This window comes from Dermabacter sp. HSID17554 (assembly GCF_003989295.1).
In the GTDB taxonomy this organism is placed as follows: Bacteria; Actinomycetota; Actinomycetes; order Actinomycetales; family Dermabacteraceae; genus Dermabacter; species Dermabacter vaginalis.
This window is the reverse complement of the sequence record NZ_RBLW01000001.1, coordinates 600,801-617,008: the sequence shown is the minus strand read 5'-3', so window position 1 is coordinate 617,008 and position 16,208 is coordinate 600,801. Positions and strand designations below refer to the sequence as shown.

The 16,208-nt window shown below is 62.5% G+C and carries 13 protein-coding genes; 10 read left to right on the top strand and 3 right to left on the bottom strand.

What is annotated here, in order from left to right; translation table 11 throughout:
* Position 1 precedes the first annotated feature (1 nt).
* The 3 genes from D8M36_RS02870 to D8M36_RS02860 are packed head-to-tail and all read left to right on the top strand — an operon-like array spanning position 2 to position 3,656.
* Complete coding sequence (locus D8M36_RS02870) at positions 2-2,008, top strand: glycosyltransferase (protein WP_238638353.1); 2,007 nt, start codon at positions 2-4, stop codon at positions 2,006-2,008.
* Entirely contained in the window at positions 2,005-2,913 is a 909-nt protein-coding gene (locus D8M36_RS02865; protein ID WP_126846544.1) for an ABC transporter permease, read from the top strand. Before D8M36_RS02870 ends, D8M36_RS02865 begins: the two co-directional genes overlap by 4 nt.
* Positions 2,913-3,656 carry an ABC transporter ATP-binding protein gene (locus tag D8M36_RS02860; protein ID WP_126846542.1) on the top strand — a complete coding sequence of 248 codons (744 nt, stop codon included), beginning with the start codon at positions 2,913-2,915 and terminating at the stop codon, positions 3,654-3,656. The genes D8M36_RS02865 and D8M36_RS02860 overlap by 1 nt, the downstream gene beginning before the upstream one ends.
* Here D8M36_RS02860 and D8M36_RS02855 read toward each other — a convergent pair.
* Both D8M36_RS02855 and D8M36_RS02850 read right to left on the bottom strand, forming a co-directional pair.
* Complete coding sequence (locus tag D8M36_RS02855) at positions 3,653-4,300, bottom strand: TIGR03089 family protein (RefSeq protein ID WP_126846540.1); 648 nt, start codon at positions 4,298-4,300, stop codon at positions 3,653-3,655. The two genes, D8M36_RS02860 and D8M36_RS02855, sit on opposite strands and share 4 nt — an antisense overlap.
* Positions 4,297-5,562: a hypothetical protein gene (locus D8M36_RS02850; protein WP_126846538.1), complete on the bottom strand. Its 1,266-nt coding sequence runs from the start codon at positions 5,560-5,562 to the stop codon at positions 4,297-4,299. The genes D8M36_RS02855 and D8M36_RS02850 overlap by 4 nt, the downstream gene beginning before the upstream one ends.
* Before the next feature lie 245 nt (positions 5,563-5,807).
* Between D8M36_RS02850 and D8M36_RS02845 the strand changes: the two genes are divergently transcribed.
* The 3 genes from D8M36_RS02845 to D8M36_RS02835 are packed head-to-tail and all read left to right on the top strand — an operon-like array spanning position 5,808 to position 11,338.
* Positions 5,808-6,110, top strand: a complete 303-nt coding sequence (locus tag D8M36_RS02845) for a WhiB family transcriptional regulator (protein ID WP_074299046.1) — start codon at positions 5,808-5,810, stop codon at positions 6,108-6,110.
* A 30-nt stretch (positions 6,111-6,140) separates the two neighbouring features.
* Complete coding sequence (locus D8M36_RS02840) at positions 6,141-9,710, top strand: glycosyltransferase (protein WP_161970190.1); 3,570 nt, start codon at positions 6,141-6,143, stop codon at positions 9,708-9,710.
* Positions 9,707-11,338, top strand: a complete 1,632-nt coding sequence (locus D8M36_RS02835; RefSeq protein WP_126846536.1) for a DUF5719 family protein — start codon at positions 9,707-9,709, stop codon at positions 11,336-11,338. The genes D8M36_RS02840 and D8M36_RS02835 overlap by 4 nt, the downstream gene beginning before the upstream one ends.
* Before the next feature lie 13 nt (positions 11,339-11,351).
* Here D8M36_RS02835 and D8M36_RS02830 read toward each other — a convergent pair whose 3' ends face one another.
* A complete protein-coding gene (locus tag D8M36_RS02830) occupies positions 11,352-11,765 on the bottom strand; it encodes a metallopeptidase family protein (RefSeq protein ID WP_126846534.1) in 414 nt (137 codons plus the stop codon).
* Positions 11,766-11,831: 66 nt separating this feature from the next.
* On the opposite strand from D8M36_RS02830, the gene D8M36_RS02825 reads away from it, so the two are divergent.
* The 4 genes from D8M36_RS02825 (at position 11,832) to mtrB (ending at position 16,196) form a co-directional block, all read left to right on the top strand.
* Complete coding sequence (locus tag D8M36_RS02825) at positions 11,832-12,200, top strand: DUF3499 domain-containing protein (RefSeq protein WP_446717762.1); 369 nt, start codon at positions 11,832-11,834, stop codon at positions 12,198-12,200.
* Positions 12,190-13,836: a phosphomannomutase/phosphoglucomutase gene (locus tag D8M36_RS02820; protein WP_126846532.1), complete on the top strand. Its 1,647-nt coding sequence runs from the start codon at positions 12,190-12,192 to the stop codon at positions 13,834-13,836. The genes D8M36_RS02825 and D8M36_RS02820 overlap by 11 nt, the downstream gene beginning before the upstream one ends.
* A 64-nt stretch (positions 13,837-13,900) precedes the next feature.
* Positions 13,901-14,581 carry an MtrAB system response regulator MtrA gene (gene mtrA / locus D8M36_RS02815; protein WP_126846530.1) on the top strand — a complete coding sequence of 227 codons (681 nt, stop codon included), beginning with the start codon at positions 13,901-13,903 and terminating at the stop codon, positions 14,579-14,581.
* Positions 14,574-16,196, top strand: a complete 1,623-nt coding sequence (mtrB, locus tag D8M36_RS02810; protein ID WP_126846529.1) for an MtrAB system histidine kinase MtrB — start codon at positions 14,574-14,576, stop codon at positions 16,194-16,196. Before mtrA ends, mtrB begins: the two co-directional genes overlap by 8 nt.
* Positions 16,197-16,208 lie beyond the last annotated feature (12 nt).

Here is a 16,208-nt window from a genome sequence, read left to right as displayed (position 1 = left end):
AATGAACGACACGTTGAACCTGCCCGAAGGGCACCGCGAACTCCACAGGCTCGTCATGCCGCTCGGCGCGAGCCCCGAAACGATGCCGCTGTATGTTGAGTCGCAGGCTCACGTCACCCCAGTCGAAGTGGCAGGGGGATCGCCGGGCGGATTTGCGGAAACTCTCGCGAGCGTGTCGTCGCCAGCGAACGCTGAGGCGAGTGCTGATGCCTATTCCCGGACGGGGCTGACGATCCCGGCGGGGCGCATGCGCTCGTTTGGTACCTATTTCAACGCGTTCCCGGCTTCGTACTGGCGCCGCTGGACCCCTGTGCGTGAGGTGACACTTACGGTCGTGACCAGCGGCGAAGGGACGATTGTTGTGCACCGCTCCAACGCGAAGGGGCGCTCGCAGCGCGTGGCCTCGAGGGCCGTTTCGGGTGAGGAAACATCGACCTTCGTCCTTCCGCTCACGGCGTTCGGCGACGGCGGCTGGTACTGGTTCGACGCCTATGCGGGTGCGGAAGATCTTGAGGTACGCGGCGCTGCGTACTCGGCTCCCGAGTCTCTCGCGCACGTGCGCGGATCGTTCTCGATCGCGATGACGACCATGAACAAAGTCAGTTACTGTTTCGAGAACATTCGCACGATCGCGGGTTCACCGCGTTTGCTCGAACTTCTCGACACGATGTTCATCGTCGATCAGGGAAGCGACCGCCTTCGCGATCACGCCGATGAACTCGCCGAGCTCGAGTCGGCAATGGGCGGCAAGCTTCGGATCATTGAGCAGGGGAATATCGGCGGTTCAGGTGGTTTCTCGCGCGGGATGTATGAAGCCAGCGTCGCGCACGAATCGACCTACGTCGTCAATTGCGATGACGATATTGTGATCGAACCCGTCTCCCTTGAGCGTCTCGTGACCTTCGCCGACTTCGCGACGAAGCCCACGATCGTGGGTGCGCACATGTTTGATCTCAACAATCGCACGTCCCTCCACACGTTCGGAGAGATCGTTGATCGGTGGCGCATCCAGCCGGCGCTTCCGCATCAGGAGATGTCCCTCAGCTACGACCTTGCGTCGCATCCGCTGAGGGCGACGCCTTGGCTGCACCGTCGGGTCGATGTCGACTACAACGGTTGGTGGATGTGCCTCATCCCCACCGAGGTCGTGCGCGAGATCGGCCTGTCTCTTCCGGTATTCATCAAATGGGATGACGCCGAATACGGCCTGCGGGCGAAGAACGCCGGATACTCGACCGTGTCTCTTCCCGGCGCTGGAGTATGGCACGTGGCGTGGGGGGATAAGGACGATCTTGTGGGGTGGCAGGCGTTCTTCCACGAGCGCAACAGGCTCATCACGGCGCTTTTGCATTCGCCCTATGAGCGCGGTGGCAGGCTCGTGAAGGAATCGCACTTCATGGACATCAAGCATGTGATTTCCATGCAGTACTACACCCAAACGGGCCGCCTGATGGCTCAGCGTGATGTTCTTGCAGGTCCTGAGCATCTTCACGAGACGATCGGGACGACCCTTCCGGAGATCCGAGCCCTTGCCGCTCAGTTCGACGATGCCGTGCAGAAGAAGGATGTCGACGACTACCCTGACGTGCGCACGAACAAGCCGCCACGCAAAGGTCGGGGCTTTAGCCAGCCTCGACGACTCCTCATGCCGGCGTGGACGATCAAGCAGCTCGCGAAGCAGACCTTGTCGAAACCGAGCGAACTTTCGCGTGAGCACCCGCAGGAAGCGATTGCGCATCAGGATGCTCGCTGGTGGCGCCTGTCGCATTACGACAGTGCGCTCGTGTCGAACGCCGAGGGTACTCAGCTCGCCTGGTACAAGCGAGACCCGAAGCAGGCACGCGAACTTCTCGCGGAAGCTGTGCGCACGCACGCTGAGCTCTTTGCGAAGTGGAATACGCTGCGCGAGCAGTACCGTGGGGCGGCGCATGAACTCACGTCCTTTGAGTCGTGGGAGCGTACTTTCGCGGCAAATCCCGCATCGGAACGCGAGGGCAAAAGCGCGTGAGTATTCCGTCTTTGACGCGTGCGGAGAAGACTGAAGGTTGGCGTATCCCGGGAAGCGATAAGGGGTGGCTCAACCCCTTCTACGAGCGGTTTCTTCTCAAGCTTCTCGTGAGGAAGGAACTACGGGTGCGCTATCGCGGTAGCGTGCTTGGGATGGCGTGGAGCTACGCGAAGCCCGCGGTGCAGTTTGCGGTCTTTTATCTCGCGCTCGGTGTGTTCCTCCAGCTCAATCGTTCGCTACCCGCGTACGCGGCGTATTTGTTTTCCGGCATCATCGTGATCAACCTCTTCAGCGAGGTGTTCGGGAACTGCACGCGCTCGATCGCGTCGAATGCACCGCTCGTGTCGAAAATTTACCTCCCCTCTGAGCTTTTCCCGTGGGCGAGTGCGCTCGTGGCGCTCGTGCACTTCGTGCCTCAAGTGCTCGTCCTCATGGTGGGGGCCGGCCTTTTCGGGTGGCGGCCGAGCATTGCCGAAGGCTGGTGGTTCCTCATCGGCATGCTGATTCTGCTCGTCTTTACGGTGGGGCTCGGCATGCTCGCGGCGGCCCTCAATGCGGCTTTCCGCGATGTTGAGAACTTCGTCGATCTCATCATCATGGTGGCGACGTGGACCTCGCCCGTGCTGTACGCACTCGCAATGGTGAAGGAGGCCATTGGAGGAAGCATCTGGTGGACGCTTTATAGGCTCAATCCGATCACGATCGTCGTGGAGTGTTTCCACGGAGCGTTTTGGCGCCCGATGGCGCATGCGCTCGACGAATCGGGGGCGTCGGCGCCGACGGTTGCTGCTGGCGCTGAAGCCGCGGAGCTTTGGTGGGCGGGGCTCCTGATCGCGGTTGCGGTCTTTGCGATGGGAACGTTCGTGTTTGAGCGCTCAAAGCGGAAATTTGCGCAGGAGCTGTGATGAGAGTTGCTGACTCGCCCCGTGAGATGGTGAGGATCGAAAACGTTGCCAAGGAGTTCTCCCTGCGGCACACGAGGGCATTGAAAGAGCTCGTGTTTTCGGCCCTCAAGGGGAAGAAGCTCCGTGACACGTTCATGGCACTCGACGGTGTCGACGTGACGGTGCGTGCGGGGGAGACCGTCGGGCTGATCGGGTTTAACGGTTCGGGCAAGTCCACGCTCCTGAAGACGATTTCGGGTGTGCTTTTCCCCGATAGCGGTCGCGTGAGTGTGCGTGGCAAGGTTGCCGGTTTGATCGAGGTGGGGGCGGGCTTCCACCCGGATCTGTCGGGTCGCGAGAATGTGTATCTCAATGGTGCGATTCTTGGGATGTCGAAAAGCGAGATCGACGCGTGTTTCGATGACATCGTCGCGTTCAGTGAGATCGAGCAATTCATCGACACGGATGTGAAGTACTACAGCTCAGGAATGTTTCTGCGCTTGGCCTTCGCAGTCGCAGTGCACACGGATCCCGATATTTTCCTCGTTGACGAGATTCTGGCGGTGGGCGACGAGCCCTTCCAGAGGAAGTGTCTCGCGAGGATTCGTGAGATGCAGGAGAGCGGCAAGACGATGGTGATTGTTTCGCACGAGCTCGACATGCTCACCGAGTTGTGTACGCGCATCGTGGTCCTCGAAAAGGGGCGCGTGATTTTCGACGGCGATCCCACCGAAGGCGTGGAAACTCTGCGCGCAAGCGCCTAAGCCTCGGAGGAGCTTTCGAGGCCCTCGGCTGCGCGTATGGCGGCATCGAGCTTCGCATAGGGCGCGACGATCGTACGCCCTTCCTCCCATGCCGCGAGTGCCTCGGCAGCCTCCTGGAGATCGATATCGTCGAGTCCCACCCTTCGCGCGGAACCCCACTCGGGCCGTGGCGTAGGTGAGGGCCCCGTGAAGGCCCCGAGGGGAACCTCGAGATCGTCTCCTGCCGCTCGCACGGCTTGGACCCAGTCAAGGGCGAGAGGGGGAATCTCGCCCGGGAACGCGAGGGACAGCGCGCGAGCTTCGAGGACGAGGACGTCCTCGGCGCGCTCTGCGAGCGCCGTGTCGGGGTGTGACGTGGCGAGAACATCGATGTGCTCGGGGAGGTCGTCCACGCCCGCGATGGAGACGGTCGCACCGAGGTGCCACGCCGCAATCTGGAGAACGCTGCGCTTAAAGTGCGGGGGAAGGTCGAGGACGAGCGTGAAGCCTTGGTCCACGAGCAGTTCGTTCGCGAAGAAGTTGATCGATTTGATGATCCAGTTGGCAAGGACGCGGCCGGAGAGTTCGGTGCGGCCGTCCTCGGCATAGCTCACGAGGGCGGGGGTGGTGCCCATGCGATCGAGGGATTGAAGGAGAGCACTCATTTCGTCGCCTTGTCTGGGCAGGCTTCGCTACCCGGGGAGATCCAGTGTTCTGTGTCGAGTTCGAGATAGGCCGCCATTTCGGCCGCAAAGCTCATGGTCCCTAGGGCGATGACGCTCGTGGCTCGGCTCTTCATAGTGGCGAGTGCTTGGTCGAGCGGCAAGGTTTCCCAGTCCGAGGGGTAGTTTTCGAAGAACAGGTGGTCCTCGTGCGTTGTCGCAAGGATCGTGCGGTCCTTCTCGAGGAGGTCGAGAATGCTTGCAATGTCTTTGATATCCGGCATGCACACGAGGGTGTGGGCGTCGTCGAATTGGCCCGTGCTGCGCGCATTCTCAAGAGCGGAGGCGACGCCTTCGCGGGAGATAGCCGCATCGAGAAGCCATCGGGTCCCGTGAGCGTGTACGAGGGAGGAGCGGCCGGGAAGGTGCAGTGTGCCGGAGAGGCGGAAGGCCTCTTCGTGCTGAATGGGGGAGGGGAGCAGGTTCTGCAGTGCCGCGTGGGTGACGGAGGCCGCAGCGTATCCCGTTGCGACGTTCATGGAGGTGAGAGGACCGAAACCGAGGTCCTTCGGCGCGGATACCTCGTGGCGAGTGGCGTTTGGGAGAAGCTGGTCGATGGCTTCGCGGGCCTCGCGGCAGAGAGTCTCGGGGAACACCACCTCTCGGGTGCGCTCATCGCCCGCGCCAACAAGGTTCCGAGCGATCGCGTCGACGGTGTCACCGATGACACCTTCGTGTTCGAGGAACACGGGGGTGACGACGAGAGTGTCGAGACGAAACTGCGAGATTTCGTCGGTTGCCCCTCCGAGCCCTTCTTCGATGACGAGAGTGTCGACGCCGCGGCGAAGGAGGTAGTCGGCTCCCGCGAGTGTGAAGAGCCCCGTAGGGGCGAGGTAGCCTCCGGTGTCCTCCACGGGAGGCATGAGGGTGAGCGCGTGTGACACGCGCGAGGCAAGCGTGTTGTAGTCGCTTTCCGGAAGCGGCTTGGCGTTGAGCCGTATGCGTTCGCGGTTCGTGAGGAACGGGGGAGAGGAGATCGTGCCCACGGTGTACCCGAGCGTCATGAGGTACTGGGTAGTGGCGGCGACCGCCGACCCCTTGCCCTTTGACCCGACAACCCCGATGACGGGAACGCTTGGCGAAGTGTCGAGACCGATCGCTCGAGCGAAAATTTTTGCTCGTGAGCGTGAGCGAGTATACGGCCCGTGATGCTCCTTCCATTCGCGGAAGAACGGTTCGTCCCCGGGGAGATGGCGTGCGGGCATGTGAGGTTCCTTTGCAGGTCAGGGTGTCAGGCGGTGATAGCGTCGCTGGGTTTCTTCGCTCGCAGCGCCTTAAAGTGAACGATCATAACCCTCAAGATTCTCTCAAGCGGCTTGACGCGCCTAAGTTACATCGGTGTAGTTTAGTGCTAACGCCGAGTGCGCACGCGTCAACTCTAGCGCTGCTTGAGTGGCACGCACCCAGCATCGGCAGCAACGGCATCGTTAGTAATTTCGAAAGGACCCTCATGACCCTCCAGGCATTTGAGGATGATGCTCGCCGCGAGCTCACTCTGGTCGAGTTCTCCTCGCTGCTCCCCGAGGGCGAGGGCGAGGGCTCGTGGCAAGAGCGCGCTCTGTGCGCCCAAACCGACCCGGAGGCGTTCTTCCCGGAGAAGGGCGGCTCGACTCGCGAGGCAAAGAAGGTCTGCGTCTCGTGTGAGGTGCGTGCCGAGTGCCTCGAGTACGCTCTCGCGAATGATGAACGATTTGGTATTTGGGGCGGCCTTTCGGAGCGCGAGCGCCGCAAGCTCAAGAAGCGTGCGCTCTAGCTTTTCTTTGCTGATCGGCGGTTGTGCCCGGTGACCGAACGGGACGTTGCCGCTCTCATCCTCGTTTCCGCTACCCACGGAATCGAGGATGTCAAACGCACCCTCGAGTCGGTGCGCACCCAATCAGTCCGTCCCGCGTGCGTGCTCACCGCCGTTGGGGAATCGGCCACCAAAGAGCTGCGAGACGGTCTCGAGGCGGCGCGCGACGAGGGACTCCTCGACCTGCTACGCGTTTACCCGGCTCACGCGCGTCGCGACACGATTGTCGAGGATCTCGCAAGCGCCGTTGAAGAAGCAAAGGCGGCCCGGCGGGATCGCCCCCGAACCGAGTTGCCGGAGCGCCGGCACGCTAGCGACACTCAAGCTGCGCGTGGGCAGGAGACCTCAGCGCCAACGCAGGCCGAGGGCGAAAATGAGAATGCGCCGCGTAATTTCACTCTTCTGAACCCCGCGTTTGGTGGGCGGGCACAGCACGAGGAGGAAAGTCCGACGGTAGCCGAGCAGGCGTCGGAATCCCTCTCTGTTTCCGGTGAGGCCGAGCCAACGGTGCATTCGGCCCGTGATCTCGACTGGGAGAAGCGAGCGTACCTCACGAGTGGAACGCTTGGGCGACGAGCGAGAGACATCAATCTCGACCGCGAGGAACGGCGCGAAGAAAGAACTGCGACCCACACAGCGCTCGTCCCTGAACGGCTGAGGGAGGACACTCGCGAACGCCACGGCTCGAGTGGAGCTGGTCGCCGGCGCAAGCGCAGCGGTGATGGCGAGTCATGGCTGTGGATCCTTGACGGCGCTGCGGTCCCAAGCGCAACGTGTCTCGAGGAGCTCGAAGACGCCCTCGAACAGGATCCAACGGTGGGCCTTGTTGGCACCAAGCATCTTGCGTTAGACGACCTCGATCGTCCCGCCTCGCGCCTCGTGGATCTGGGCCTTTCTCTCACGCACTCACATAGGCTCCTCACGAGTGTGGATCCGGGCGAGATTGACCAGGGACAAACTGACTGGCGCAGCGAGGTCCTCGCGGTCACGGCTCCGGGCCTGCTTGTGAGGGCTCGCACGTTCGATAAGCTTCGTGGCTTGGATCCTGCCCTTACGGCACCGTGGGACGACATCGACCTCTCCCAGCGGGTGTGGCGCGCCGGCGAGCGCGTCAAGGTCGTGCCATCCGCCTCCACCCGTATCCCGCACGATATCCGTACGCGTCCGCAGGATTTCCGGTACCGGTCTTCGCAGGTCCTTTCGCTCGTGAAGTTCCGCTCCCTTCCGCTGGCGCTTTTGACTCTTATCGCCCTGCCCCTGGTCACCCTCGCGCGCATGGCGCGTGCGGTCACGCGCCACGATGCGCATGCGGTGAAGCACGAGTTTCTTGCGTTCCTCAGGGTTTTTGCGAAGGCCCCCGGGGTCCTGCTGCGCTCCCGGAAGGTGGCGAGCAGAGCTCGCATGTCGCGCAGGCGGATGAGCGCTCTTTACATGCCACGCAAGGTGGCGATGCGTGAGCGACTCGACGCATGGTGGACCTCCATGTTTGCTGACGATGAGCGTACTCGCATGATTCGCCGGACGAGCTGGGGCATCGCAGGAACGCGCCATGGTCTCGACGATGCTGATTATGGTCGGCACACGGCCTGGACGGTCATCGTCGCCCTCGCGTCCCTCGTCGGTGGGCTCTTCGCGGTACGCCCTCTCATTGGAGAGGGCACTTTAGGGGGCGCCCACTACCTCCCTCTCGCGTCGAACGCGCATGATAACTGGGACATCGTGACATCGGCGTGGCTTCCCGGCGGCCTTGGCGCTGAGGGGCCGGCGGATCTTCTCGCGCGAGTGACGGCGCTTATCCCCGTGAGCGGCGCGAGCGTGAGTGCCTGGATTCTTCTCACGGGCATTGCGTTGAGTGCGATAGCGGCGTGGTGCGCAAGCGGTACCGTGACGCGAAGCATCGTGGTGCGCATCATCGCGACTCTCGCGTGGGTGCTTTCTCCCGCTTTTGTATGCGCCGTGCTCGAGGGACGCTGGCCCCTTATGCTTCTCGGCGTTGCCGTTCCCCTGGCCGCGCTTTTCTTCGCGCGAGCCGTGGGGCTCCCGCATAAGGTTTCGCAAGCGAGCATCCCCGCTGCCGCAATGGCGGGGTTCATGGTCGCCATCGTCTCGCTCGTGCAGCCGGCTCTTGCCGTTCTCTTTTTCCTTGGCACGGCAGCCGTGGCGCCGTTTGTCCCCGGGCGTCGCAAACGCTTGTGGTGGGTGGCGCTCCCGACACTTTTCCTTCACCTCGGCACGCTGCCGGACTACCTCGCCCGGCCTGAGACTCTTCTCGCGAACGCGGGTATGCCGCTCGCGTTTGAAGCCCCGGGGGTCATGCGCCTTCTCGCCCTCACGCCGACGCCCGCTGACCCAGTCGCGCAGATACTCGGCGCGGGATCGAGCTGGTGGACACTGGGCCTGTTGTTCATGCCTGCGGTGATTTCCGTGGCCGCGACCGTCGTATCCGGATTCCTACGCCACACGGCGGGCCTCACCGGTCGGATAAGCGGGCTTGCGCTTGCCGGTGCCGTGGCTCTCGCGTGGGTTTCACAGCGCACGGTAGTGGGCTTTGAGGGCTCCAACCCCCACACCGCCTACCCTGGTGCGGCGCACATGGTGGCAAGCGGTGCGGCAATCGTTGGGCTCATTTGCGTGGGGGACGCAATAGCCAGAAGCTCCCACGCGCCCGCTAACGGTGCGCAGAAAATCGCGGCATTTGCGGTGCAAGGGCTGTGTCTTGTGGCGCTCGTGGCGTCTGCTGGGCTCTGGACCGCGAAAGGGAGCGGTGCACTCGAGGTTGAACGCCGTGCCAGTAGCGAAATTCCTGCGGTCGCCGTAGATTCGTCCGCGGGAACTGAGCGCACACGCACGTTGGTGCTGCATGAGGATTCACACGGTGAGGTGCGGGCGAATCTTGTGAATGGCGCGCATATGAGTGTCGACGACTCCTCCGCGGCGTATGAAACTGCGCGGGCTCGAGCAGCGGAACGTGGCCAACCATCCGATGCAGCTGAGGATGCCCTCGCCCAGGCCGTCGCGAGCGCGCTCGGTTCGGAAATCGGAGCCGAGGCCAAGGTGGATCTCGCCGATTTCGCCATCGGGTACGTTGTTGTCATGGGGGAGCCGGGCGCGCAAACTCGCCTTTACGATGCGCTTGCCGCTGCCCCGCAGCTTGACTTCGTGACGTCGAGTGACGTGGGCGGTCTGTGGCGAGTAGCGGGCGCGAGCCCTCGCGCGCACCTCACGGCCGCCTCGGGTGCGAACGGGGAGGTCACCCCCCTTAACGCCGAACGAACCCGCGTGACCGGCACGGTTGACGCCTCTAACACGGAGCGTGAGCTCGCACTCGCCGTGCGCAGCGATCCACACTGGAGGGCGACACTCGACGGCGAAGAGCTCAGGCCCACGATTCTCGACACCTGGAAGCAGGGCTTTATCGTTCCCGCGGGAGAACACGGCCACCTCGAGGTGTCGTACCGAGACGATTTGCAGTTCGGTGCGGGAATTGTGACCGTCATAGGTCTCATCATCTGTGCGCTCGCTGCGGTTCCAAGACGCAACCGAAGCGAGGAGAAACGATGACTGGTAATCGCGAAAACTCACGGGCACCCCTCGCTGCGCTCGTGGTCTGCGCCATCCTCGTCCTGGTCGCAAGCGTCGTGATTGTTGTTCCCGAAAAAACCTTGACCAAAGCGAGCCTCGCGACCGCGACGTCGACCTCTACACGGGCCGTTCGGGCCTGCCAGGGGCCGATCGACGCGCGCCAAGCGGGTGAGAGCGCTGGAGATGCCGACTTCGCTGGCGGCGCGCCCGCGTCAACGGTGTCAATGAGTGCGATCGCCCTCGATCCCACCTCCAATGCCCTCTACGGGGTTGAACAGAGTTCACAGACCAGCTTCGAGCCCGGTCCGTCTGACGCCGGCGGCAAGGATGCTGCCCCTCGAATTGCTCGCCTTGATGCCGAGGGACACGCGACCGAGGTTGATCCGGCAACGAGTGCGCTGCTCAATGCCGTGTACAGCCTCGAGACTCTCGAAAACTCGAGTGTCGTGACCGCGAGCACCGCAGACGGAGCCGAGCCCGTTGTGGATGCAACTCAGGCGCACGTGACGGGGAGTGGAGACTACCGCGGCTTTGCACTCTCGCGCTGCGCGAGGGCGACAACGGCGGCGTCGTTTGCGGGACTCACGACGCGCGCGGGCACCTCAGACGCTCTCGTCCTGATCAACCCTGGCAGCCGCGCATCTCGCGCTCGCGTGACGGCTTTTTCAGAAAATGGGGTTGAACCGGCTACACAGGGGTCCGACATTGTCGTGGGCCCAGGTGAGACCATTCGAGTTCCGCTTGCGACGCTCGTTGACGAGCGCGAAACCGTGGCACTCGATGTTGAAGTTCACGGAACCGCACTCGCGATGAGTGCCGAGCTCGTGAGACGCGACGGTCTCGTGCCCATGGGCACCGAGCACGTTCAACCGAGCACTCCGGAAAGTACGCTCGTGTTCCCGGGAGTTGCGGTGCGCGATGGTGGTTCCGCTCACCTTGCGCTCGCGCGTACTGCGCGAGGAGGAGCGCCGGGCGACCCCGCATCAGTGCGTGCCGAGGACTCGATTGCCACGGCCCGCGCCTTCGATTCGAAAGGCGCCCTGATGAAAGAGTGGGAGGTGAAGGACCCGGGCCAGGGAGCGAGCATCGATACCGCGCTTGAGGGCCTCGACAGTGGCACCTACACGATCGTTGTGAGCGCACGATCGTCCGTTGTGGGAACCGTGAACTCCCGGGTGGCGAGCGGCGCCCGCCAGGGCGATACGGTGGGACTTCCGGAGGATTTTGCGACGTACACCCCCGGGGAAGGCATCGACTCAGCGTCGATTCTTGCCCTTGGACGCGGTGCTGCGGGTGGCACCCTTACCCTCGAAAGTGAGAGCGGCGCGCAACTGAGCGTCGCCGTCATCAAGCGCGATGGCTCAATAGGAACGGGTGCAGCACACGAGCTCGAGGCGGGGCATTCCCTGACCTTAGCGGCAAGCGACCTGGCCGAGGATCCCTCATCGATTGCCGGCGTGATCGTCGTTTCTCAGGACGGCGGTCTCTACCGCGGGTCATGGTCACAGGCGATCGCGGCAGATGATGGCGGCACCCTCGTGACGACTCTCCCGCTTATCGCCAACGCTGCGCGCGCGACGGGAATGACCGTGCGCGTGGAGCACTAGGCGCACTCGCGCCTTACTCAGCCCAGGGATCGACGTCCTCAACCCGTTTTCCGAGGGCCACCGCAACGTTCTCGAGGACGACGACATACACGAGTTCCGCGAGCTCATCGCGATTTCTCGCGCGCGATTCGATCGCGCGCCGGTAAAGGACGATCCGTGGGCGTGCCCGACGGTCGCCGGGAAAATATCGCCCTAGTGGCGGCGCATCGAGTGCGCCCGTGTCGAGAGGCACCTCCTCGATGAGGACCTGGAGGAATTCGAGCTTCGAGAAACGTGCATACAGGGGCCCCATCGCTTCAGCGACGAGCGCATCGAAGTGGTCGCTCGGCGTCATGAACCCTGGAAGATGCGAAGGGATGAGATCGCTTCGCAGCCCGCGTCCGTGCCGATCTCGCCTGCGCGGTCCGGCTTTTCGTGTGAAAGGCATGCCATTAGCCTACGCGGGCGGCCGCGTCGTGTGGTTCGTGGGTGATTGCGCCGTAAGATGGTGGCCGTGTCTGCCCGTTCATGCTCAAAGTCCTCATGTTCTCAGCCAGCCGTCGCAACCCTCACGTTTGTGTACGCGGATTCGACCGCGGTCATCGGCCCGCTTTCACGCGAGAGCGAGCCTCACACCTACGACCTGTGCGCACAGCACGCCGCAGCGTTTACGGCCCCGAGAGGGTGGACGGTTGTGGTGGCCCCTGCCCCGCTCGAACCGGAGGATGACGTGCTCGCGCTTGCGCGTGCACTCGCCGATGAATCTGACGCCAAAGCGAGTTACCAGAATGTGGGGACCGATGAACGTGAGCAAGCGTCGGCCCCTCATTCCCCAGGGCGCCGGCGCCTCACGCTCGTGAGGGACGAGAGCGATGAACGCTGAGAGAGAGCGATCCGCTGCGGCGATTCTCGACAAGATCGTCGGTAGCTACGACATTCGTGGCGTCGCCTACGAGACTCTTACCCCGGAGGTTGCGGGAGCCCTCGGCGCGGCCTTCGCTGACTACCTCGATGCGGGCGACATTATCGTTGCGCACGATATGCGGATCTCGAGCCCCGATCTCGCGGACGCATTCGCGCGCGGTGCGGTAAGGCGAGGCTCTACCGTCGCGTATGCGGGGCTCAGTTCGACCGATCAGCTCTACTGTGCGAGTGGGCTCTTTGCCGCAGCGGGTGCGCAGATCACTGCCTCCCACAACCCGGCGTGCGACAACGGCATTAAAATGTGCTTTGCTCACGCGAAACCCGTGGGGCGCGCCAACGGGCTTCTTGACGTGCGTGACGGTGCGCGCGCTTACCTTGCCAAAGGAAGCATTCCCGTGCGCGAGGGTGGGAGACTCGAATCACTAGATACGCTTGAGGACTATATCGCGACGATGCTCCGGCTCGTCCCGCTCGAGGGCACGCGCAGGCTCAAAGTTGTGGTGGACGCGGCAAACGCGATGGCCGGACACACGGTCCCGGCACTCGCCTCTCATCTTCCTTCGCTTGAGATCATCCCGCTCTTTTTTGATCTCGACGGTACGTTCCCGAATCACGAAGCGAACCCCCTGGAGCCGAAGAACCTTTGGGACCTGCAAGCGGCGGTGCGTGAGAGCGGCGCGGATCTCGGTCTCGCGTTCGACGGCGATGCAGATCGCTGCATCGTTGTGAACGAGCGAGGCGAGATCGTGCCGCCATCCGCGCTCACCGCGATGATTGCCGAAGGCGAAATCGCCCGGGCACGGTCCGACGCTCACTCACGCCCCGTGGTGATTGGTAATGCCGTCTCGAGCCGTGCGGTCCGTGAGGTTGTTGAGGCGGCTGGTGGCGAGTATGTGCGCACAAAGGTGGGGCATTCGATCATCAAGCAGGTGATGGCGGAGCGCGAGGCGATTTTCGGCGGCGAGCACTCTGCGCACTATTACTTCCGCGACTTTTTCTTTGCTGATTCGGGAATGCTCGCGGCGCTGCACGTTTTGCGCGCACTTGAACGGGCGGGAGAGGTGCCCTTGAGTGCCCTTCTCGAGCGCTACGCTCCGTACGCGGTAAGCGGTGAGATCAACTCACGGGTCACAGAGCCAGTGACCGACGTGCTTGAACGCGTCGCAACGCTGTGTGTCGAGCGGGGTGCGAGTCGCGATGATCTTGACGGCGTGACGCTTACCCACTGGGACGATTCCCATGACCCGAGCGAACGCTGGTGGCTATCGGTGCGCGCGTCGGGAACTGAGCCGCTCGTGCGGCTCAATGTGGAGGCTGCCAACGAGGCGACCATGGAACGCATGCGCGATCTGGCCCTCGCCGCGGTTCGGAATGAACGGGGACTACCAGACGGGAGCACCACGCGTGATTCCGGGAAAGAGGGGGCGCAGGTGGCGTCGGAAAAGAAAAGCCAGAGCGAGGAAAGCTGGGTCGCAAACCTCATGCGTTGCCCTGCGTGCCATGGCAAACTTGATCTGCGGGTAGAGCCGATTTCATGCACTGCGTGCGGTCGCACATACACGCGTGAAGGTGACGTTCCTATGCTCATAGTGTGAGACTCTCAGAGTTTGATGAGTAAGAAGAGTTTCGACCAATACAGGTTTCTGGCAGGATAACGGCATGAGCACACCCCCTAGGATTCTCGCGATTGACGATGATGCCGCAATTGCAGAGATGGTCTCAATTCTTCTTGAAGGCCGCGGATATAGCGTCGTGACGGCTCCCGACGCGCGTAAAGGACTCGCCATTCTTGAGCGCGAGAACATTGACCTCGTCCTTCTCGACCTCATGTTGCCCGGAATGGACGGCATCGAGATTTGCAGGAACATTCGCGAAAGCTCGAATGTTCCCATCATCATGCTGACAGCCCGCACCGAAACCGAAAAGGTGGTCGAGGGGCTTGAGGTCGGCGCCGACGACTATCTCACGAAGCCGTTCGAACCCGAGGAACTTGTTGCGCGCATTCGTGCGCGAGTGCGCCGAGCACCGCACGGTGAGGCGGAGATCCTTAAACTCGGGGATCTCGAGATCAATGTTGATCGCCGCCAGGTGCTCAGGAACGGTGAAACGATCCGCCTTACTCCGATAGAACTCGGTCTTCTCATTCAGATGACCCGCAACCCCTCCCAGGTGTTTAGCCGCGAGGACCTTTTGCGGGAAGTGTGGGGCTATCAGCACTCGAAAGATACGCGTCTTGTGAATGTGCACGTGCAACGCTTGCGTTCGAAAATCGAAATTGATCCCGACAATCCGCGCCTGATCGTGACGGTGCGCGGGGTGGGCTACCGCGCGGGTGAGTAGCCTTCGCGAACGCCTTTTTCCCCCGGCTGCTGCGGACGACTCTCAGATCAGTTCGCGAAGTGCGGGGCGCGTTCGCCTTCGCGAATTCTCGACGTGGCCGATCGCGGCACGTGCAGTTTTTGCAACGATGCTCCTGGCGGTTCTTGCGATCCTTGTCGTGGAAACTTTCCTTTCGACCGCGATTTCCGACGCGCTCTACGAATTGAGGCGTGACCGCTCGCTCGAGCAGTCCGAGACCATGCGAGGAACACTCGTGAGCGACCTCGAGCCCCTCGTCGGCATGTCCGTGAACGAGCGGCAAGACGTGATTATCTCGTTCATGGAAGGGGTGACCGCGGGAGATCCAAAAGTCTTTAAAGGACTCGCAGTGATCCCCGTGGGGCCAACCCCGGGCGACGCTGTGACCAACAATGGGGCACTGACAGCCTTCGTGAACGCTGAATTCGAGCGGGAACTCGATGCGGCCAATGACCAGTTCGTGTATCGGAGCATCGAATACGTTGAGCATGGAGTTTCGGGGCCAGCAATCCTCGTGGGCACAACCATTGATGTTGCGGGTGCGGGCCGCTACAGACTCCTCATGCTGTATTCGGTTTCGCAGGAGCAGGAGACTCTCGACCGCGTCAACGCGATCCTCGTCATCGGCGGGGCGGTTCTCGTACTGTTGTTCTTCCTCGTCTCCCTTGTCATCTCGCGCATCGTCACGACGCCCCTCAAGCGCGCGGCGCGAGCAGTCGACCATATTTCGGAAAACGACCTCGATTATCGCCTCGTTATCCAAGGTGGTGATGACCTCGCGCGCATGGGAACGAGCTTCAACAATATGGCGGCCTCGCTGCAATCGACCATTACCGAGCTCGTTGAGCTTTCCGAGCTTGAAAAACGCTTCGTTTCCGACGTCTCCCACGAGCTACGCACGCCGTTCACCACAATTAAGATGGCCGCCGCGATGCTCGAGATGGAAAAAGAGTCCTTTACCCCTTCGGGCAAGCGCAGTCTCGAACTTTTGCGGGAGCAAGTCGCGCGATTCGAGGCACTTATCGCGGACCTCCTCGAGATTTCACGGCACGAGGCCGGCACGGTCGAGCTTGAGGCGAAGCCGACGTCACTCGCGGGCCTGGTTGACGAGCAGGTCGAGCAGTTGGTGCCCATTGCGCGGGAATATGACGCCGATATCCGCGTGCACCACTTGAGTGACGATACCGTCGGGGAGATGGATTCGAGACGCATCGAGCGGATCGTGCGGAACCTCTTGACGAATGCGATCGAGCACGGCTCAGGCGGCGTGATTGATGTGCGAACGGCAGCGCGCGGATCGACGCTCGCACTCACGGTACAAGACTTCGGTGCAGGCCTAAGCCCGCAAGAGGCGCAGCGGGTGTTTGATCGGTTTTGGCGCGCCGCGCCCTCGCGTACACATACGCTAGGCGGAACTGGGCTTGGGCTCGCGATTGCGCAAGAGGATGCCGAAGCACACGGAGGCCTCCTCGAAGCTTGGGGCGTCAAAGGGGAAACCGCGGTGTTCCGGCTACTTTTGCCGCGAACCCCAGGGGAGAAACTCGCTGCGGCGCCGCTCGCGCTCGTGCGGCCGGTCGAGAAGGGGGACACGGAGTGATGAGGCAAGGGT